The organism is Agromyces chromiiresistens, assembly GCF_029167465.1.
Classification (GTDB): domain Bacteria; phylum Actinomycetota; class Actinomycetes; order Actinomycetales; family Microbacteriaceae; genus Agromyces; species Agromyces chromiiresistens.
This window is the reverse complement of record NZ_JARFNL010000003.1, coordinates 72,457-91,107: the sequence shown is the minus strand read 5'-3', so window position 1 is coordinate 91,107 and position 18,651 is coordinate 72,457. Positions and strand designations below refer to the sequence as shown.

Annotated in this window: 18 protein-coding genes and 1 tRNA gene; 8 read left to right on the top strand and 11 right to left on the bottom strand. The window is 70.9% G+C overall.

Features of this window, described 5'->3' with window-relative positions; genetic code table 11:
• The first annotated feature begins 81 nt into the window (after positions 1 to 81).
• The 4 genes from PX701_RS06330 (at position 82) to PX701_RS06315 (ending at position 2,743) form a co-directional block, all read left to right on the top strand.
• Positions 82 to 549: an NfeD family protein gene (locus tag PX701_RS06330; RefSeq protein ID WP_308191675.1), complete on the top strand. Its 468-nt coding sequence runs from the start codon at positions 82 to 84 to the stop codon at positions 547 to 549.
• Positions 546 to 1,529 carry an SPFH domain-containing protein gene (locus tag PX701_RS06325; RefSeq protein WP_275505813.1) on the top strand — a complete coding sequence of 328 codons (984 nt, stop codon included), beginning with the start codon at positions 546 to 548 and terminating at the stop codon, positions 1,527 to 1,529. The genes PX701_RS06330 and PX701_RS06325 overlap by 4 nt, the downstream gene beginning before the upstream one ends.
• 8 nt (positions 1,530 to 1,537) lie before the next feature.
• Positions 1,538 to 2,293, top strand: coding sequence for a glycerophosphodiester phosphodiesterase family protein (locus PX701_RS06320; protein ID WP_275505812.1), 756 nt, complete (start codon positions 1,538 to 1,540; stop codon positions 2,291 to 2,293).
• Positions 2,294 to 2,377: 84 nt separating this feature from the next.
• Positions 2,378 to 2,743 carry an RNA polymerase-binding protein RbpA gene (locus PX701_RS06315; protein WP_231431037.1) on the top strand — a complete coding sequence of 122 codons (366 nt, stop codon included), beginning with the start codon at positions 2,378 to 2,380 and terminating at the stop codon, positions 2,741 to 2,743.
• On the opposite strand, the gene lnt is transcribed toward PX701_RS06315, so the two are convergent.
• The 9 genes from lnt to PX701_RS06270 all read right to left on the bottom strand — a co-directional run bounded on the left by lnt (position 2,740) and on the right by PX701_RS06270 (position 12,678).
• A complete protein-coding gene (lnt, locus tag PX701_RS06310; protein ID WP_275505811.1) occupies positions 2,740 to 4,296 on the bottom strand; it encodes an apolipoprotein N-acyltransferase in 1,557 nt (518 codons plus the stop codon). The two genes, PX701_RS06315 and lnt, sit on opposite strands and share 4 nt — an antisense overlap.
• Before the next feature lie 23 nt (positions 4,297 to 4,319).
• Positions 4,320 to 6,746 (bottom strand): DEAD/DEAH box helicase, encoded by a 2,427-nt coding sequence (locus tag PX701_RS06305; RefSeq protein ID WP_275505810.1) that lies wholly within the window; start codon positions 6,744 to 6,746, stop codon positions 4,320 to 4,322.
• A 29-nt stretch (positions 6,747 to 6,775) separates the two neighbouring features.
• Positions 6,776 to 7,534, bottom strand: a complete 759-nt coding sequence (tatC, locus tag PX701_RS06300) for a twin-arginine translocase subunit TatC (RefSeq protein ID WP_231432333.1) — start codon at positions 7,532 to 7,534, stop codon at positions 6,776 to 6,778.
• 50 nt (positions 7,535 to 7,584) lie between these two features.
• Positions 7,585 to 7,803, bottom strand: coding sequence for a twin-arginine translocase TatA/TatE family subunit (gene tatA, locus PX701_RS06295; RefSeq protein ID WP_231431034.1), 219 nt, complete (start codon positions 7,801 to 7,803; stop codon positions 7,585 to 7,587).
• Between the two features lie 121 nt (positions 7,804 to 7,924).
• Positions 7,925 to 8,917, bottom strand: a complete 993-nt coding sequence (locus PX701_RS06290) for a helix-turn-helix transcriptional regulator (protein WP_231431033.1) — start codon at positions 8,915 to 8,917, stop codon at positions 7,925 to 7,927.
• Complete coding sequence (locus tag PX701_RS06285; RefSeq protein WP_231431032.1) at positions 8,914 to 9,933, bottom strand: helix-turn-helix transcriptional regulator; 1,020 nt, start codon at positions 9,931 to 9,933, stop codon at positions 8,914 to 8,916. Before PX701_RS06285 ends, PX701_RS06290 begins: the two co-directional genes overlap by 4 nt.
• Positions 9,934 to 9,982: 49 nt before the next feature.
• Entirely contained in the window at positions 9,983 to 10,912 is a 930-nt protein-coding gene (locus tag PX701_RS06280; protein ID WP_275505809.1) for an FKBP-type peptidyl-prolyl cis-trans isomerase, read from the bottom strand.
• A gap of 42 nt (positions 10,913 to 10,954) precedes the next feature.
• The gene (locus PX701_RS06275) at positions 10,955 to 12,007 is read right to left on the bottom strand and encodes a tRNA (adenine-N1)-methyltransferase (protein ID WP_231431030.1); all 1,053 of its coding nucleotides are present in this window, start codon (positions 12,005 to 12,007) and stop codon (positions 10,955 to 10,957) included.
• Entirely contained in the window at positions 12,004 to 12,678 is a 675-nt protein-coding gene (locus PX701_RS06270; RefSeq protein WP_231431029.1) for an HAD family hydrolase, read from the bottom strand. Before PX701_RS06270 ends, PX701_RS06275 begins: the two co-directional genes overlap by 4 nt.
• Before the next feature lie 75 nt (positions 12,679 to 12,753).
• Between PX701_RS06270 and PX701_RS06265 the strand changes: the two genes are divergently transcribed.
• A complete protein-coding gene (locus PX701_RS06265; protein ID WP_231431028.1) occupies positions 12,754 to 13,659 on the top strand; it encodes a PAC2 family protein in 906 nt (301 codons plus the stop codon).
• Positions 13,660 to 13,731: 72 nt separating this feature from the next.
• On the opposite strand, the gene PX701_RS06260 is transcribed toward PX701_RS06265, so the two are convergent.
• Together PX701_RS06260 and PX701_RS06255 are read right to left on the bottom strand one after the other, a co-directional pair.
• Positions 13,732 to 14,562 carry an undecaprenyl-diphosphate phosphatase gene (locus tag PX701_RS06260; RefSeq protein ID WP_275505808.1) on the bottom strand — a complete coding sequence of 277 codons (831 nt, stop codon included), beginning with the start codon at positions 14,560 to 14,562 and terminating at the stop codon, positions 13,732 to 13,734.
• An 85-nt stretch (positions 14,563 to 14,647) separates the two neighbouring features.
• The gene (locus PX701_RS06255; protein ID WP_275505807.1) at positions 14,648 to 15,967 is read right to left on the bottom strand and encodes a M20/M25/M40 family metallo-hydrolase; all 1,320 of its coding nucleotides are present in this window, start codon (positions 15,965 to 15,967) and stop codon (positions 14,648 to 14,650) included.
• Positions 15,968 to 16,146: 179 nt separating this feature from the next.
• Here PX701_RS06255 and PX701_RS06250 point away from each other — a divergent pair.
• The 3 genes from PX701_RS06250 (at position 16,147) to PX701_RS06240 (ending at position 18,650) form a co-directional block, all read left to right on the top strand.
• Positions 16,147 to 16,231: transfer RNA gene (locus tag PX701_RS06250), tRNA-Leu, on the top strand.
• Positions 16,232 to 16,347: 116 nt separating this feature from the next.
• The gene (locus PX701_RS06245) at positions 16,348 to 17,109 is read left to right on the top strand and encodes a hypothetical protein (protein WP_275505805.1); all 762 of its coding nucleotides are present in this window, start codon (positions 16,348 to 16,350) and stop codon (positions 17,107 to 17,109) included.
• Complete coding sequence (locus PX701_RS06240) at positions 17,106 to 18,650, top strand: DNA polymerase Y family protein (RefSeq protein WP_275505804.1); 1,545 nt, start codon at positions 17,106 to 17,108, stop codon at positions 18,648 to 18,650. Before PX701_RS06245 ends, PX701_RS06240 begins: the two co-directional genes overlap by 4 nt.
• Position 18,651: the final 1 nt, after the last annotated feature.

The following is an 18,651-nucleotide window of genomic DNA, read 5'->3' as shown; positions in this document are numbered from 1 at the left end:
ACTATCAACTCCCCCATGCCGAGCCCGGCACTGCTAGTTTCGGAATGAGCCGACCGCGTGCGAAGGAGACCCGATTTGGATGTGCTGACCCAGTACGCGTGGATCGTCTGGCTGGTGCTGATCCTGGCATTCGCCACGATCGAGGTGTTCACCCTCGAGATGACTTTCCTGATGCTGGCCCTCGGCAGCGTCGCGGGCCTGCTGTCGGGTCTGTTCGGCATTCCGTGGTGGGCGCAGTTCATCATCGCCGCGGTGGTGGCGGTGGCGCTCATGCTCGTGCTGCGCCCGCCGCTGCTGCGGGCGCTCCGACGTGGCGGCGACCCGGCACGCAGCAACGTCGACGCCCTCATCGGGGCCGAAGGGACCGTGGTGCAGACCGTCGGCGACGCGGGCGGTCAGGTTCGGCTGCAGAACGGCGAGACCTGGACGGCGCGGCTCTCGCCCGCGACCGAGCAGGTCGACGTGCCGGTGGGCGGGCGGGTGCTCGTGACCGGCATCGATGGCGCGACGGCGGTCGTCGTGCCGGTTGAGAGGAGCACCCCCGAGTGATCGACCTGCCCACGATCATCGTGACGATCGTCGTCATCGCGATCGTCATCTTCGTCATCGTCGTCATCGCGCGATCGATCAGGATCATCCCCCAGGCCTACGCGGGCATCGTCGAGCGCCTCGGGCGCTATCACAAGACGCTCACGCCCGGCCTGAACCTGCTCGTGCCGTTCATCGACCGGCTGCGGCCGCTCGTCGACATGCGCGAGACGGTCGTGTCGTTCCCACCGCAGCCGGTCATCACCGAAGACAACCTCGTCGTCTCGATCGACACGGTCGTGTACTTCCAGGTGACCGACGCCCGTGCCGCGACGTACGAGATCGCCAACTACCTGGGTGCGGTCGAGCAGCTCACGACGACGACGCTGCGCAACGTCGTCGGCGGCCTCAACCTCGAAGAGGCGCTCACCTCGCGCGACAACATCAACGGCCAGCTGCGCGTCGTGCTCGACGAAGCCACCGGCAAGTGGGGCATCCGCGTCTCGCGGGTCGAGCTCAAGGCGATCGACCCGCCCGTCTCCATCCAGGACTCGATGGAGAAGCAGATGCGCGCGGAGCGCGACCGCCGTGCGCTCATCCTCACCGCGGAGGGCACGAAGCAGTCTGCGATCCTCACCGCCGAGGGCGCGCGGCAGGCTGCGATCCTCGAGGCCGAGGGCGATGCCAAGGCCGCCGTCCTGCGCGCGCAGGGCGAGGCGGAGGCGATCCTCACGGTCTTCGATGCGATCCACAAGGGCGACCCCGACCCGAAGCTGCTCGGCTACCAGTACCTGCAGATGCTGCCGCAGCTCGCACAGGGCGACGCAAACAAGCTGTGGGTCATTCCGAGCGAGCTCACCGAGGCGCTGAAGGGCATCGGCCGCGCCTTCACTCCCCCGGCCGCCGGCGCCCAGCAGGTGCCCGGTGCGGCTCCGCAACCGCCTGCCGCCCCGTCGACCGGCGAGCCCCGCCCGCCGTCGGGATCGTTCCCGCAGGCGTGAGGCCGGGCGTGGCCTCCGACTACTTCGACGGGGCCGTGCCCCGCGTGCTCGCGCACCGCGGACTGGCGCTGGATGCCCCCGAGAACACCCTCCTCGCGTTCGCCGCGGCGATCTCCGCCGGCGCGGGGTACCTCGAGACCGATGTCCGGGCGACGCACGACGGTGCGGCGGTCATCGCCCACGACGCGTCCCTCTCGCGTGTCGCGGGTCGCGACGTGGCGGTGGGGCAGCTCACGATGGCCGAGTTGCGACGGATCGACCTCGGCCACGGGCAGGGTTTCCCTTCGCTGGAGGACGCGCTCGATGCGTTTCCCGACGGTCGCTTCAACATCGACGTGAAGGACGAGCGCTCCGTCGACGGCACCGTCTCGGCCATCGCCCGCACGGGCGCGGCGTCGCGTGTGCTCGTGACGAGCTTCTCCGAGCGTCGACGCCGCAGGCTCGCCCGGCTCGTTCCCGGCGCCGTCACCTCCGTCGGCGCCGCGGGCGTCCTCGCATTCCGCGCTGCGGCGTCGCTGCGCTCCTCCTCCCTCGCCGCGCGGGCGCTCCACGGCGCACGGGCGCTGCAGATCCCCGAACGCACCGGACCGATCCGCCTCGTCACCCGGCGGCTCGTCGATGCCGCGCACGCGCTCGGCGCCGAGGTCCACGTGTGGACGGTGAACGAGGCCGACGACATGGTGCGCCTCCTCGACCTCGGCGTCGACGGGATCGTGACCGACCGCGCCGACATCGCACTCCGCGTCATCGCCGGCCGAAGCTGAGAATTCCCCGCGAAACCTCAGGCTTCGGAAAGGGAACGCCCAGCTTGATCGTTGAGACTGTCAGACGATCGAGAGGAGAACGCCATGGCGGATCGGAGCCTTCGGGGCATGCGAATCGGTGCGCAGAGCCTGCAGAGCGAAGACGGCGTGGTGTTCGCCGACCGCGCCGAGTACACCTACCAGTGCGAGACCTGCGGCCGTGACACGACGATGGTCTTCTCGACCGAGGCCGAGATCCCCGAGACGTGGGAGTGCCGCCACTGCGGTGCCTCGGCCGTGCTGCTCGTCGACTCGAAGCCGGTCGAGATCGACCGATCGGGTGAGAAGATCGCCCGCACGCATTGGGACATGCTGCTCGAGCGTCGCACCATCCCCGAACTCGAAGAGCTGCTCGAGGAGCGCCTCCAGTACCTGCGCGCGCGTCGCGGCGGCCAGAAGGTCGGCGCCTAGTCCTGCTCGACGGGTTCGGGTCGCGCGGTGCGCTGTCGCGCCATGACGCCGGCTGCGATGAGCCCGATGATCGCCCCGGCGACGATCACGATCGCCACCCATGAGCCGAGCACGACCGACGGCGTCAAGCCGCGACGCAGTTCGACGTCGGTGACCATCGCCCCGGCCTCGTAGGCCGGGAGTGCGTCGATCGTGCGCCCCGACGGATCGATCACCTGGCTGGTGCCGACCGTCGAGATGTTCACGACGGACCGACCCGTCTCGATCGCACGGAGTCGCGCGATCGCGAGCTGCTGCTGATTCTCGTCGGTTCCCCTGAAGTCGGCATTGTTCGTCTGGAACATGTAGAGCTCGGCGCCGTCGCGGGCTCCCTGCCAGATCACCTCGTCGTAGATCACGTCGAAGCAGATCGCGAGACCCGCGACGGCGTCGCCGAGGTCGAAGACGGGGGCGTTCACGCCGGCCGAGTATCCCCGCTGCACGAGCCCCGTGAGGTCGGGCACGATCGCGTCGTAGAACCAGCGATCGGGGATGTACTCGCCGAAGGGCACGGGGTGGCGCTTGTCGTAGCTGTCGACCGCGCCTTCGCCGCTGCGCCAGAGGATCGACGTGTTGAAGAACTCGTCGCCCCGCGTCGTCACCGTGTTCAACACGATCGGCGCGTCGAGGCGACGCCCGAGCGTGTCGAAGATCCCCGCGGTCGCCGGGCTCCGCGTGGGGTCGAGGTCGGACCCGCCCTCCGGCCAGAGCAGGACATCGATGCCCTCCTCGTCGAGGATCGGCTCCGTCGCCTCGAGCTGTGCGGCGAGCACGTCGCCGGGCTGACGTTCGTCGAAGTACCCGGACGGTCCGTTGCCCTGCACGCTCGCGACCCGGAGCTCTCCCGAGGCGGTCGTCGGAAAGGCGGGAGCCATCACCGCGACGATCAGCAGCGCGACGACGGGGATGGCCGTACGCAGGTCGCGCCAGCCCCGCAGGCGCACCCACTCGATGACACCGGCCACCAGCGCGACCATCACGAATCCGAGTCCGGTCGAGCCGATCCAGGCGACGACCTCGGCGAACGGACTCTGCGACTGGCTCAGCGCGGCGCGACCCCAGGGGAAGCCGCCGTACGGCATCGTGCCCGCGGCGGTCTCGCGCACGATCCAGAGCCCCGACACGAGCAGCGGCAGCCAGACGAGCCTCGTCCATCGCGAGTCGCTCGCCCGCGGCACCCAGCGGTACGCGAGCGCGATGAGCACGGCGCCGCCGGCCATGAAGAACGATTCGAAGATCGAGAGCGCGAGCCACGGGATCGGCCCGAGGTAGAGCGAGGTCCACGAGACGTGCGGCAGGTAGAAGGCGAGTCCGAAGACGAAGCCGACGAGCGCGGCGCTCCACGCGCTTCGGCCGATGAGCGGCAGGAGGGCGAGCGCGATGCCCGCGAACGCGAGGGGCCAGGCCGACACGTCGGGGAACCCGAGGTCGTAGACGAATCCGCCGACCGCGGCGACGATGACGGCTGCCCACAGCGGCAGCGGAAGCAGGCGTCGTGCAGGGGTGGATGGCACCAGATCAGCCTAGGCGACTCGGATCAGGCGACCGTGCCGTAGGCGACGACACCGCGTCGTACCGCATCGATGGCGGAGCGTGCCGTGGCGGCGAGCTCGGCTTCGGCGACGATCGAGATCTGGTCGAGCAGGTCGATCACCTGCTTCGTGAGCCGCACGAAGTCGCCGGCCGCGAGCTCGGTGTCTTCGAGCACGCCCGCGAGCGCACCGCCCCGGGCCCAGCCGTGCATCGCCGAGGCGAGCGCGGGTGACGGCTGCTCGCTCGACGGCAGGCGATGATCGCGTTCGAGGTCGTCGAGCGCGCTCCACACGTCGAGCGTCTTGTCGAACGCCTCGCGGAAGCCGCGTCGCGGCAGCCGGTACTCGACCCCGCGGTCGTCTCGTCGGGGCTCGTAGACGAGGGAGGCGGCCATCGCGGCGATGCCCGCGACGTCGAGGCCGTCCCAGAGCCCGAGGCGCAGGCACTCGGCGACGAGCAGGTCGCGTTCGCCGTAGATCCGCTTGAGGACGCGTCCGGCCGACGTCGAGACGAGGCGGCCGTCGCCGTCGACCTCGAGATAGCCGAGCGCGGTCAGCACCTCGGACACCCGATCGAACCGCTTGGCGACCTGCCCCGTCCGGCTGCGGATCTGCCGGGAGAGATCGTCGTGCTCCTGCTTGAGGCGCCACCACCGCTCCGCCCAGCGCGCGTGCGACTCGCGCTCGGCGCAGCCGTGACAGGGGTGGGCGCGCAGGCGCTTGCGCGCGTCGGCGAGCTCTCGCTGCAACCGCTCGCGCTCGGCGTGCGTCGGGTTGCCCTTCGAGGACTGGCGCTCGAGCCGGCCGATCTCACGGCGGATGCCCGCGTACTCGGCGAAGTCGCCGAGATGGCAGCGCATCGCCTCGTCGTAGCCCGACATCGACTCCTCCTGCTTCCGCAGGGTGCGGGCGAGGTCGACGACCGCGCGGTCGGCCTGGAACTGCGCGAACGAGAGCTCGAGGATCTGCCGGGTGCGCTCACGACCGAATTGGTCGATCAGGTTCACCGCCATGTTGTACGTCGGACGGAAGCTCGAGTTGAGCGGATAGCTGCGTCGGGAGGCGAGCGCCGCGACCGACTCGGGGTCGAGGCCGTCGACCCACTGGATGACGGAGTGGCCTTCGATGTCGATACCGCGCCGGCCGGCACGGCCCGTGAGCTGGGTGTACTCCCCCGGAGTGATCGGCACTCGGGCCTCGCCGTTGAACTTGTCGAGCTTCTCGAGCACCACCGAACGAGCCGGCATGTTGACGCCGAGAGCGAGCGTCTCGGTCGCGAACACGACCTTCAGCAGCTTCTTCTGGAAGAGCTCCTCGACGATCTCCTTGAACGCCGGCAGCATGCCCGCGTGGTGCGCGGCGACGCCGCGCTCGAGCCCTTCGAGCCAGTCCCAGTACCCCAGCACCGCGAGGTCCTCGTCGCGAAGCATCCTCGCCCGTTCTTCGACGATGGCGCGGATCTCGGCGCGCTCGTGTCCCGCGGTGAGCCGGATGCCGGAGCGGAGCACCTGGCGTACTGCCTGATCGCAGCCCGCACGGGAGAAGATGAACACGATCGCGGGGAGCAGGTTCTTGCCCTGCAGCAACGCGACGACCTCGGGCCGATCGAGCCGACCGCCCTGCTGGGCCTGGTGGAACCGGCCGCGATCGCCGCCCCGGCGCCCGCGGGCCGAACGCTGCCCGAGCGACCGGCCGCCGGCCCGCGCCAGTTGCTTCAGTTCGGGATTCACCCGGTGGGTGGCGGCCTGGCCCGACGAATCGAACAGCTCGACGAGCTTCGAACGCACGAGCACGTGCTGTTCGAGCGGCACCGGGCGGTCTTCGGAGACGATCACCTCGGTGTCGCCGCGCACCGCCTGGAGCCAGTCGCCGAACTCCTCCGCGTTCGACACGGTCGCGCTCAGCGAGACGAGGCGCACCTCCTCGGGGAGGTGGATGATGACCTCCTCCCAGACGGCGCCGCGGAACCGGTCGGCGAGGTAGTGCACCTCGTCCATCACGACGTACGCGAGGCGGTCGAGCAGCGGCGAGTCGGCGTAGAGCATGTTGCGCAGCACCTCGGTCGTCATGACGACGATGCGCGCGCCCGAGTTCACGTTGGTGTCGCCCGTCAGGAGCCCGACCTGGTCGGCCCCCCAGGTGTCGCAGAACTCCTGGTACTTCTGGTTCGAGAGCGCCTTGATCGGGGTCGTGTAGAAGACCTTCTCGCCGCGCTCCTGCATGGCGAGGTGCACGGCGAACTCGGCGACCACGGTCTTGCCCGCACCCGTCGGAGCGGCGACGAGCACGCTGCGCCCCTCGTCGAGCGCCGCGCAGGCCGCCGCCTGGAACGGGTCGAGGTCGAATCGCATCGAAGCGGCGAAGTCGGCGAGCCGCGGCTGCCGTCGTTGTTGGCGCGACCGCGCGTAGCGCTCGGCCGGCGAGAGGCTCATCACCCCTCCAGCCTAGACAGCGACGAACCTCAGACCGCTTCGCCGAACTCGGCGATGTTGCGACGTGCGACGCGCTTGTCGTGCAGGTTCGCGATGAACCAGGCGGCGAAGTACAGCACGATCATCGGGATGGCGAGCATGAACATCGAGACCACGTCGGCCGACGGCGTCGCGATGGCGGTGAACAGCACGATCACGAGGATCGCGACGCGCCACGACTTGATGATCGCCGCCGCGCTGATGACGCCGGCGAAGTTCAGCAGCACGATGAAGACCGGTACCACGAAGGCGACGCCGATCGCGATCACGAGCTTCAGGACGAAGTCGATGTACTCCTTCGCCGTCAGCAGCGACATCGCCCCTTCGGGCACGAAGCTCGTCATGAGCTTGACGATGTTCGGCAGCACGAACCAGCCGGCCGCGCAGCCCGCGAAGAAGAGCGGGATCGCCGTCGCGAAGAACGCGAGCGTGAAGCGGCGCTCCTTCTGATTGAGCCCCGGTACGAGGAAGGCGAAGATCTGGTACAGCCACACCGGGCTCGAGATCACGAGGCCGAGGGTGAACGCGATCTGCAGGCGCAGGTCGAACGCGCTCGAGATCGTCGGGAAGACGATCGCGGTCTCTGCGCTGTGCCCCTGCGCCTCTGCGACGCGCACGACCGGCTGCTGGATCGCGTCCCAGACGTAGAGATCGGTCAGCACCCAGCCGGCGACCATGCCGACGACGATCGCGATCGCCGAGATGAAGAGGCGCTTGCGCAACTCGACGAGGTGCGCGGCCAGAGACATCCGCTTCTCGCGGTTCTTCTCCCCGCGATCTTTCACCGCGGTCATCTGTGTCAGGCGCTCTTGCCGGAATCCGACTCCTCGGACTTCGGCGTGTCGTCACCGGCGGCGGCAGCGTCGCCGTCGCCCTTGTCGGAGCGCACCTCGGTCTTGAGAATCTTCATCGACTGCCCGAGGCTGCGGGCGAGCGCCGGAAGCTTGGGGGCGCCGAACAGCAGCAGGATGACCACGAGGATGATCAGCGCGTGCCAACCGGTGAAGCCTTGCCACATAGGTTTTCGTCCGTTTCTCGGGGGATGTTGGCGACAGTCTACCTGCCGGAGGTTTCTGCGAGGTCACGGCTGTGGACGGATGCCTCGGTCGGACCGTCGGGTCCGACGCGGCGATCCGTACTCAGTGACCGGATGCCTCGTCGTCAGCGTATCCGGCGAGCCCGGCGGTCGCCCAGCCGGCGACCGCCGCCCGCGCCTCCGCGGGCGAGACGACGGTGACGAGCCCGGGAAGTCCGGCGACGAGCCGCTTGAGCCCGTGCACGTGGGCCAGTCGCAGGGTGACCCTGAGTCGCCCGTCGACCTCCTCGGACTTCGAATCGGCCAGATAGTCCGCGAGGAGCGGCAGCGCTTCGGGGAGCGCATCGACCACGACGTCGAAGTCGCTGTCGGATCCCTGGAAGAGGGTGTCGGGCACGACGGTCTCGGCATGCTCGCCGATCGGAAGGTCGGAGACCACGAGGTCGCTCATGCGGTCGACGCGGAAGTTGCGGACGTCTTCGCGCGTATGGCAGTAGGCCTGCAGGTACCAGTCGGCGTCCTGCGAGAGGATGCGAAGGGGGTCGACCCGGCGACGCCCCGCGACCCCGACCGCGTTGCGGTAGTCGAACTCGAGCTGCCGTCCGTCGGCGACGGCCGCGCGGATCGCGGCGAGCGACGCGTCGCTCTCCGACTCGGCGACGGCGAGCCTCGTCGGTGCCGCCGAGGCGCCGGCGGTGAGCTTCTGCATGAGGGCGCCGAGCGAGGCGCTCCCCGCGTTCTCGGGCAGTGCGGAGAGGTACTGCAGTCCGGCGATGAGCGCGGCCGCCTCGCGCGCCGAGAGGCGCGGGGCGTCGTCGATCGCGACGTGGTGCACGATGACGATGACGTCGTCGTCCTCGAACGCGTCCCAGTCGATGTCGAACAGGTCGTTCGGCTGGTAGGTGCCGGTGGCGCCCGGCAGCCCCGATGTCGCGATGAGTCGGACGGCGTCGCGGATCTCGTCGTCGGTCACGCCGAAGTGGGCCGCGGCGTCGGGCACGTCCACGACCTGCTGCTCGAGCAGGTACGGCACGAGCGAGAGCAGGAACACCAGCTTGTCGGAGGCCTTCAACGGCTTGCGTCGCGACTCGTTCATCGTTCGCTCCTCCCGCGGTGCGCGTCGGCGACGAGGCGCAGGCGATCGCGCACCGCCTGCCGCAGCGACGCCGGGCCGAGCACGCGCACCTCGGGCCCGTACGCGGCGAGCTCGTCGGCGAGCACCGCCTCGTCGGTGTAGTGGAGACGGATGACCCCCGCGTCCTCGTCGCCGTCGACGGCGCGCTTGCCGAGACGGACCTCGGCGTCGCTGCCGGCGGTGACCGCCAGGTCGGCGACGTTCGAGAGGCGCAGCGCGTCGAGTTCGGCGATCACGCGGTCCTGGATGCCGGGCGGCGGCGCATCGAAGGTCGAACCGGCGACGGGCTGGACCTCGCCGACGATGCGGGAGAGCAGGAACGTGCGGGGCTCGTCGACATCGCGGTCGCGGGCGTGCAGGTGCCAGCGGCCCTCGTGCAGCACGACGGCGAGCGGGTCGACGGTGCGCACACGCGGCTCGCGCTCGCCAGGCTTGAAGTACCGGAAGCGCACGGTCTGCCGGCGATCGAGCGCCTGACGCAGCGGCTCGAAGGCGGCGTCGCGCACGCGCAGGCGCGGTGCGTAGCCGATGACGGGGTCGCGCGGCTCGATGCCCAGCGAGCGCAGCTTCGTGAGCGCGCGCTGCGAATCGGCCGACACGGATGCCTCGCGCCAGACCTCGGCGGCGAGGCCGAGCAGCGCCAGCTCGTCGGGGCTGAACCGCACGGCCTCGGGGAGCTCGTACTGCCCCTTCGGGATGCGGTAGCGCAGCGACTGGTTGTCTCCTGGGCGATCGGGCGACTCGACCGTCTCGAGCGGGATGCCGAGATCGCGGATCTCGTCCTTGTCGCGCTCGAACTGGCGCTCGAGGTTCGCGTTCGAACCCGAGGCGTCGTAGCGTTCGGCGTAGCCCCGGACGGTCGAGAGGATCTCGGACTTCAGCAGTCCGGTCTCGGTCGCGACGAGCGCCAGGACGAGGCTGAACAGCCGGTCCTCGACCGGAACCTTCGCTGCACCACTGGGTTCTGTTCCGGCCACACGAGCGATCATACTGAACCGCCGGCGCCGCTCGGGCGCCGGCGATCGGTCACAGGACTCCGAGGATGTCGACGACGTAGAACTGGGCCGAGCCGCTCGCATCGTCACCTTCGGGGGCCACGATCACGCCGATCTGCGATCCGGCCTTCTGGCCGACGAGCTCCTTCGTGACCGCGGGGGGAAGCTGACCCCCTTGGCCGCCCTCGCCGGCGACGACGCCGGTCGGCGAACCGTCTTCCCACGTCGACGCAGAAACCTCGTTCGTGTCCCAGTCGACCGCGGTGAACTGCACCACGACCTGGTCGCCGTCCTCGACGACCGTGCCCGAACCGCTCTTCAAGAGCTCGACCTCGGATTGCTTGGGCGGATCCGCCTTCGGTACCGTGATTCCGGGGCGGCCGTCCGGCGCGAGCACCACCGCGGGGAAGGCATCGCGGGTCAGCTGGGGCGCACCGTCGGCGCGCGAGGGGAACGCCTCGTGCACGTCGACGATGAGCACGAGGCTGTCTCCCGGGTTGAGCCCGAGCTGCAATGCGTCGGGGCTCTCGCCGAAGCCGTCCTTCTGGGGCATTACGATGGCGACGCGCGAGCCCTCTCTGGCGCATGTGAGGCCCTTCGCCAGGCCGGGAAAGACGACCTTCTCCGAAGCGACCACCGGCGTCGTCGGTTGGTCGCCGAACCCGTTCGACTGCAGGAGTTCTCCGGTCGCACCGTTGTACATCGCGAAGCCGATCGCGACGGGCTGGCCTGACTGAATCAGCGGTCCCTCCCCTTCGATGACTTCGGTGCATTCGGTCTCCTCCGGCGCCAGCGGCGTCGGGAACTCAACCTCAGGGGTCTCGCCGAAGTCGCCGGTCACGTCGATCGTCGACGACGAGTTGCCCGGCGCGGCCTCGGGCGCGGGTGCCTGGGCGGCGCAGCCGGAGAGCGCGACGGCGACGAGCGCGGCCGTGGCGATGAGCGCGAGAGACGAGCGCACAGATCCTCGATTCTTCATGGGTCGCTGAGGGGCGATGAAAGCCTACCCGTCCGAGACGGGCGACTCCTGCTCGGGGGCTTCGAGGTCGCCGGCCGACTCGGAACCGGCCTCATCCGAACCGGCGGACTTCCGTGCCGCGGCGTCGGCCGCGCGAACCCGCTTGCGCAGCGCCTTGGCGCTGACCTGGCGTTCGCCGAGGGCGCCCGGCGTCCACGCCTCGACGTCCTCGTCGCTGAACTCGGTCTTCGACGGACGTCGCTTGAGCTCGGGCAGGACGGTGCCGGGCGCGAGCCGGCGCGCCGTGATGAGGAACCCGGTGTGGGCGATCATCCGGTGGTCGGGTCGCACGGCGAGACCCTGCACGTGCCAGCCGCGCACCATCGTCTCCGAGGACTGCGGTTCGGTGTACTCGCCCGTGGCGCGGATGGCCTCCGCGACCCGCGACAGCTGGGTGACGGTGGCGATGTAGCAGAGCACCACTCCGCCGGGCTTGAGCGCACGGGAGACCTCGTCGATGCACTCCCACGGCGCGAGCATGTCGAGCACGACCCGGTCGACGGAGCCCTCGTCGACGGTCTCGGGCAGCGCCTCGGCGAGGTCGCCGAGCGTGATCGACCAGTTGTCGGGCACCGCACCGTGGAAGGTCGCGACGTTGCCGCGGGCGACGTCGGCGAACTCCTCGCGACGTTCGAACGAGTGCAGGCGGCCGCGTTCCCCGATCGCGCGGAGCAGCCAGAGCGAGAGGGCGCCGGAGCCGACGCCCGCCTCGACGACGGTCGCGCCGGGGAAGATGTCGGCCTGCGCGAGGATCTGCGCGGCGTCCTTCGGGTAGACGATCGCGGCGCCACGGGGCATCGACATCACGAAGTCGCTGAGCAGCGGGCGAAGGGCGAGGTACTCGATCCCGACCTGGTTCGCGACGACCGAGCCGTCGGGGAGGCCGATCAGGTCGTCGTGCGCGATCGGCCCCTTGTGGGAATGGAAGAGCTTGCCCGGCTCGAGCGTGATGGTGTGCATCCGGCCCTTGGGGCCGGTCAGCTGAACGCGGTCGCCGACCCGGAACGGCCCGCTCTGCTCGCCTCGACTCGTGGTCATCTGGTCGCCTCCCGTTCGCCGACGAGCGCCGCGACATCGGCCACCGTCATGCCCTCGAGCGTCGGCCAGAGCACCGTCGACGACACGTCGTCGAGCGCGAGGATGTTGGGCACGCCGACGGCGATGGTGCCGGCGTCGTAGGCCGAGGTGAGGCCGGCAGGCGAATCCTCGAACGCGACGCAGTCGGCGATGTCGACGCCGAGCTCGGCCGCGGCCTGCAGGTACGGCTGGGGATGCGGCTTGGCATGCTCGACCGAGTCGCCCGTCACGATCGCGTCGAACGCCGTGAACGGGATCGCGGAGATGATCTCGTCGGCCATCGAGCGCAGCGACATGGTCACGAGCGCGGTCGGCACGGATGCCTCGCGCAACGCGAGGAGCAGCTCCCGGGCGCCGGGCCGCCAGGGCACGCCGTGCTCGGCGAGCATCTCGGCCACTCGATTCGTGAGGCGCAGGACGATGGTGTCGGCGTCGAGGTCGACGCCCTTCGCCTGGAAGACGCGGGCGGATTCCCACAGGCCGCTGCCGACGAGGGCCAGCGCCTCGTCGTGGGTCCAGGTGCCGCCGAAGGCTTCGACCAGCTCCTCCTCGGCGGCCATCCAATAGCGTTCGGTGTCGACGAGGGTTCCGTCCATGTCCCAGAGGACGGCGGCAGGCAGGCGTGAGGTCACAACGCCCAAGTCTACGGGCACGGCCTATTGTGGAGGGGAACCCGGACGACCGGGGTGGGAAGCGGGGCACACGGAGTGATTCAGCCGGCCGGATTCGAGGGCCGAAGGCTGCTCGTCGTCGCCTTCGAGGGCTGGAACGACGCGGGCGAGGCCGCGAGCGGCGCCGCCAAGCTGCTCGCCGAGCGGCTCGGCCTCGTCGAGGTCGCCGCCGTCGACCCAGAGCTCTACTTCGACTACCAGTTCACCCGCCCGACCGTGGTCGTCGGCGACGACGGCGTCCGCAGGCTCGAGTGGCCGGGCGCCGCGATCCTCGGTCCGAGCGGACCGGCCGATGTCGACGAGCCGGTGACCGGCCCCGGGGCATCCGGCCTGCACGTGCTCATCGGAGCCGAGCCGGCCCGCAGCTGGAAGGGCTTCGCCGCCGAGCTCATCGACGCCGCGCTCGCCGCCGACATCGACGGCGTCGTGCTGCTCGGGGCGATGCTCGCAGACGCCCCGCACACGCGCCCGCTCACCGTGTTCGCGTCGAGCGAGAACCCCGAGGTGCGCGAGGCGCTCGGCGTCGAGCGCTCGACCTACGAGGGGCCGGTCGGCATCCTGAGCGTGCTGGCCGACCGGGCCGAGCGCCTCGGCATCCCGACCGTGTCGCTGTGGGCGTCGGTGCCCCACTACGTGCACAACGCGCCGTCGCCCAAGGCCGTGCTCGCCCTGCTCGGCAAGCTCGAGGAGCTGACCGGCCTGTCGATCCCCCGCGGCACCCTCGAGACCGAGGCGCAGGCGTGGGAGGCCGGGGTCGACGCCCTCGCCGCCGACGACGAGGAGATGGCCGGGTACATCGCCCAGCTCGAGCAGGCGCGCGACGCGGTCGACGCCCCCGAGGCGAGCGGCGAGGCGATCGCGCAGGAGTTCGAGCGCTACCTCCGTCGCCGCGGCGACGGACCCGAGGGCCGTGCCGACGGGCGCGGTCCCGCGACGCCCTGACGGCTGCTTCCCCGCTGCCGGAATCACGCCGTCGTGGACGCCTCGGTCGAGGCATCCACGACCGGCGTCGACCTAGACCGGCTGCAGCGTGCCGTTCGCGAGCAGGAAGAAGAGCAGCCCGCCGACCACGATGCGGTAGATCACGAACGGCAGGAAGCTGTGCTTCGAGATCCAGCTCATGAAGAACGCGATCACGAGGATGGCCACGACGAACGCGACGACCGTCGCCGCCGCGGTCTCGAGCGGACTGTAGACCGACGGCTCGTCGAGGCTCTTGACGAGCTGGAACAGCCCGCTGCCGAACACGGCCGGGATCGCGAGCAGGAAGGCGTAGCGGGCCGCTGCGGCGCGTTCGTAGCCGAGCAGCAGGCCCATCGTGATCGTGCCGCCCGAGCGCGAGACGCCGGGGATGAGCGACAACGACTGGGCGAGTCCGAAGAGCACGCCGTGCGGGTACGTCAACTGGTCGAGCTTGCGGCGCTTGGCTCCGGCCCAGTCGGCCAGGCCGAGGATGATGCCGAACACGACGAGCATCGTCGCCGTGATCCAGAGCGATCGGAGCACCGTCTCGATCTCGTCCTGGAAGAGCAGGCCGAACACCACGATGGGGATCGAGCCGATGATGATGAGCCAGCCCATGCGGGCGTCGGGGTCGTTGCGGGGCACGCGCCCGGTGAACGAGCCGAACCAGTGCGACACGATGCGCACGATGTCGCGCCAGAAGAACACGACGACCGCGGTCTCGGTGCCGAGCTGGGTGATCGCGGTGAAGGCCGCCCCCGGGTCCTGCGCGCCCGGCAGGAACTCCCCGAGGATGCGCAGGTGGGCGCTCGAGGAGATCGGGAGGAACTCGGTGAGGCCCTGGACGAATCCCAGGATGAGCGCTTCGATCACGTGGTGCATCCGCCTTCCGCCTCCGCGGAAGTCGGAGGTCTCAGCTGGCCTGACGTGGGTGGCCCGATGGGCCGCCGCGCCGTCGACTCGCCGGTCAGTACTCGAGGAGCAGGTCGCGAAGGACCCGCCTACCGAAGACTAGTGCGTCGAGCGGCACCCGCTCGTCAACGCCGTGGAACATCGCAGGGAAGTCCAAGCCTTCGGGCAGGCGCAGCGGGGCGAAGCCGTAGCCGGCGATGCCGAGGCGACTGAGCGCCTTGTTGTCGGTGCCGCCCGACAGCAGGTAGGGGAAGACCGGCGCGCCGGGATCGTGGGTCTCGAGCGAGCGCTTGACGGCATCCACGAGCGATCCGGACGTCGCGGACTCGAGTCCGACGTCGCGGTGCACCACCTCGATCTCGATGCCGTCGCCGACGAGCGCCTGCACCTCCGCGAGCACCGCCTCCTCTTCGCCGGGGAGGGTGCGGATGTCGATGAGCGCCTCGGCGCGGTCGGGGATCACGTTGTGCTTGTAGCCGGCCTCGAGGAGGGTCGGGTTCGACGTCGTGCGCAGCGTCGCCGTGATGAATCCCGACGCGGATCCGGTCGCGAGGGCGAGCTCGTCGGGCGACACCTGTTCGGGGTCGACGCCGAGCACCGCGGCGATCTCGGCCAGGAGCTCGCGGGTCGTGTCGGTGAGGCGCATCGGCCACTCGGTGCGCCCGAGCGTCGCGACCGCCTCGGCGAGCTTCGTGATCGCGTTGTCCCGGATGAGCCGCGAGCCGTGCGCCGCGACGCCGCGGGCGACGAGCTTGATCCAGAGCAGCGACTTCTCGCCCGTCTGCAGCAGGTAGGCCCGGCGGCCGCCGACGGTGATCGAATAGCCGCCGACCTCGCTGATCGCCTCGGCGGCCCCGGCGAAGAGCTCGGGGTGGTGGTCGACGAGCCAGCCCGAGCCCGCTCCCCCGCCCGCCTCCTCGTCGGCGAAGAAGGCGATGACGAGGTCGCGCTCGGGCTGCGCCCCGCTGCCGAGGATGTCGCCGAGCGCGGCGAGCATCATGGCGTCCATGTCCTTCATGTCGACGGCGCCGCGACCCCAGAGCATTCCGTCGCGGATCTCGCCCGCGAAGGGGTCGACGCTCCAGTTGCGGGCGTCGGCGGGCACGACGTCGAGGTGGCCGTGCACGACGAGGGCGGGCTTGTCGGGATTGCGCCCGGGAACGCGGGCCACGACGCTCGTGCGCCGGGGCTCGGGTTCGAACATCCTGGGCGCGAGTCCGAGGCCGGCGAGCCGGGCCTCGACGTACTCCGCGGCCTCGCGTTCGCCGTTGGCCCGCCCGCTCCCGTAGTTGGAGGTGTCGAACCGGATCAGGTCGCGCGCGATCACCGCGGTCTCGTCGAGCACTGGGTCTGGGGTCGCGGATGCCTCGGCCATGCGCTCCACGCTAGTCGGTACGGCCACCGGTGCTCGCAGCGATCCGGGAATCGCGAGTTTTCCTGCCGCTCACCCGGGGTTTCGAGGCGTCGACGACCTCGTCGTGGCGGTTTGGTCAATCGGGCTCCGCAAACCGTGCTAATGTCTTCTACGGCCGCTGAGCGATCAGCGGAAACCACGCGCGGGTGGCGGAATTGGCAGACGCGCTAGCTTGAGGTGCTAGTGCCCGTATAGGGCGTGGGGGTTCAAGTCCCCCCTCGCGCACGTGGGTCGAAAGGGCCGGATCGGAAGATCCGGCCCTTTCGCGTTTCTCCAGAACGGTTTCGGACGTTCGGCCGAGGCGACTTGCCAGTTTCGAACATGTGTTCGAAACTTGAAGGGTGACCCAGGCCGCTCCCCTCCCCTCGTCGACGGCCCGCCTCGAGCGGGTCGACGAGTTGCAGGCGCGCATCCACGGCATGCAGTCGACCCGGCTCGAGACCCGGGCGGTGCCGACCCATCCGGCCTTCACGGGGCTGCTGCCGGGCGGAACCCTGCGTGAGGGCACCGTCGTCGAGGCGCACGGGTCGACCACCCTCGTGATGGCGCTGCTGGCCGGCCCCTCGGCGAGCGGGCGCTGGGCGGCCGTCGTCGGCATGCCCGAGTTCGGGGTCGAGGCCGCGGCCCGGTTCGGCATCGATCTCGAGCGGCTCGTGCTCGTGCCGGAGCCCGGGCGGCAGTGGTTCGCGGTGGTCGCGGCGCTCGCCGACGTCATTCCCATCGTCGCAGTGCGACCGGCCGAGCGCGTCGCCCCTGCCGAGGCATCCCGGCTCGCCGCCCGCCTGCGCGAGCGCGGTGCCGTGCTGATCGCCGCCGGCCCCTGGCCGGGCAGTGACGCGAGCCTCGACGTCGAGGCGAGCGAATGGCACGGCCTCGAGTCCGGCCACGGCCTGCTCGACGAGCGAGAGGTCGTCGTGAGCGCTGCAGGCCGCGGCGGCTTCGTGAAGCGGCGTCGTTCGAAGCTGCGGCTGCCCGACCGCGCGCTCGGGTTCGAGGCGCTGGACGAGGGGCCGGGTGCAGCAGATGCGGCCGGGTCTCCCCCGTCCGGCACCGAGGCGGGGCTGGCCCCCGTGCTCCACGGCGAGTTCCGGAGGCCGGCATGAACCCGGCCTCCCCCACGAGGGCGATCGTGCTCTGGTGCCCCGACTGGCCCGTGTTCGCCGCGGCTCGCGAGGCGGGGCTCGACCTCGACGCGCCCATCGCCCTCACCGAGGGCGGTGCGGTGCACTCCTGCTCGGCGGCTGCACGACGCGACGGCGTGGCGCGCGGGCTGCGCCTCCGCGAGGCGCAGTACCGCTCCCCCGCGCTCACCGTGCTGCCGTACGATCCCGCCCTCGACGTGCGCGCCTTCGAACCCGTCGTCCGACGGGTCGAAGACGCGGTGCCGGGGGTGCAGGTCGTGCGCCCCGGCACGCTCGCGATGCGGGCGCGGGGGCCGGCCCGCTACTACGGCGGCGAGGACGCCGCGGCACGGGCACTGCTCGACACGGCACGGCAGCTCGGCCCCGAGGTGCGGGTGGGCGTCGCCGACGGGCCGTTCGCCGCCGAGCAGGCGGCACGCGCGGTGCGCTCCTCGCCGCACGTCGGCATCGTGGCGCCGGGCGGCTCGGCCGAGTTCCTCGCGCCGCTGCCCGTCGGCCTCGTCGTCGACGAACGCACCCGGGTGCTGCTCAATCGGCTCGGGGTTCGCACGCTCGGCGACTTCGCGGCGCTGCCGGCCGACGATGTGCGCCGCCGGTTCGGGGCCGCCGGTGCGTTCGCCCACGACCGGGCCGCCGGCCGCGAGTCCAACGGGGTGGCGGCCCGAACCCCGCCGCCCGAGTTCGAGGTGCTCGCCGAGTTCGAACCGCCGCTCGATCGCATCGACCAGCTCGCATTCGCGTTCCGAGTGCGAGCCGACGAGTTCATCGACCGCATGCGGGCGGTCAGGCTCGTGTGCACGGCGATCCGCGTCGAACTCGACGACGAGCGGGGCGGCCGATCGAGTCGCAGCTGGCTGCATCCGCGCTGGTTCACGCCCGCCGACGTCGTCGACCGGGTGCGCTGGCAGCTGCAGGGAGCCGGCACCGCCGACAGCGGGCTCGCCTCGCCGATCACCGCGCTGCGGGTGATCCCCGAGCGGGTCGACTCCACCGCGAACCACGAGGCGGGGCTCTGGGGTCAGGGGCCCGACGAGCGGGTGCACCACGCGCTCACCCGGGTGCAGAGCATGCTCGGGCACGAGGGGGTCGTCACGGCGGCCGTCGGCGGCGGGCGCATGCTCGCCGATCGGCAGGTGCTCGTACCGTGGGGCGACCGGGCTCCCGAACGGCGCGAGGCCCCGTGGCCCGGCAGCCTGCCCGCGCTCGCGCCGGCGAGCGTGTTCCGCGAACGGCACCCGGTCGCCCTGCTCGACGCCGCCGGCGCCACGGTCGCGATCGATGAGCGCGGCGCGATCTCGTCGCCGCCCGAGACCTTCGCGGTCGGCCGCACCGCACCGGCGCGGGTACGCGCGTGGGCCGGCCCGTGGCCGGTCGTCGAACGCTGGTGGGACGACGCGCGTGCGCGGCGCGTGCACCGGTTCCAGCTCGTCGACCACGACGGCTGCGCGTGGCTCCTCGTGCGCGACGCCGAGGGCTGGTGGGCCGAGGCGAGGTACGACTGAT

Bases quoted from the DNA above. Each gene is read 5' to 3' on its own strand.
- tatC (WP_231432333.1), bottom strand. From the start codon at position 7,534: ATGTCTCTGGCCGCGCACCTCGTCGAGTTGCGCAAGCGCCTCTTCATC.
- PX701_RS06255 (WP_275505807.1), bottom strand. From the start codon at position 15,967: ATGGCCGAGGCATCCGCGACCCCAGACCCAGTGCTCGACGAGACCGCG.
- PX701_RS06315 (WP_231431037.1), top strand. From the start codon at position 2,378: ATGGCGGATCGGAGCCTTCGGGGCATGCGAATCGGTGCGCAGAGCCTG.
- PX701_RS06240 (WP_275505804.1), top strand. From the start codon at position 17,106: ATGAACCCGGCCTCCCCCACGAGGGCGATCGTGCTCTGGTGCCCCGAC.
- PX701_RS06305 (WP_275505810.1), bottom strand. From the start codon at position 6,746: ATGAGCCTCTCGCCGGCCGAGCGCTACGCGCGGTCGCGCCAACAACGA.
- PX701_RS06290 (WP_231431033.1), bottom strand. From the start codon at position 8,917: ATGAACGAGTCGCGACGCAAGCCGTTGAAGGCCTCCGACAAGCTGGTG.
- PX701_RS06275 (WP_231431030.1), bottom strand. From the start codon at position 12,007: ATGACCACGAGTCGAGGCGAGCAGAGCGGGCCGTTCCGGGTCGGCGAC.
- tatA (WP_231431034.1), bottom strand. From the start codon at position 7,803: ATGTGGCAAGGCTTCACCGGTTGGCACGCGCTGATCATCCTCGTGGTC.
- PX701_RS06260 (WP_275505808.1), bottom strand. From the start codon at position 14,562: ATGCACCACGTGATCGAAGCGCTCATCCTGGGATTCGTCCAGGGCCTC.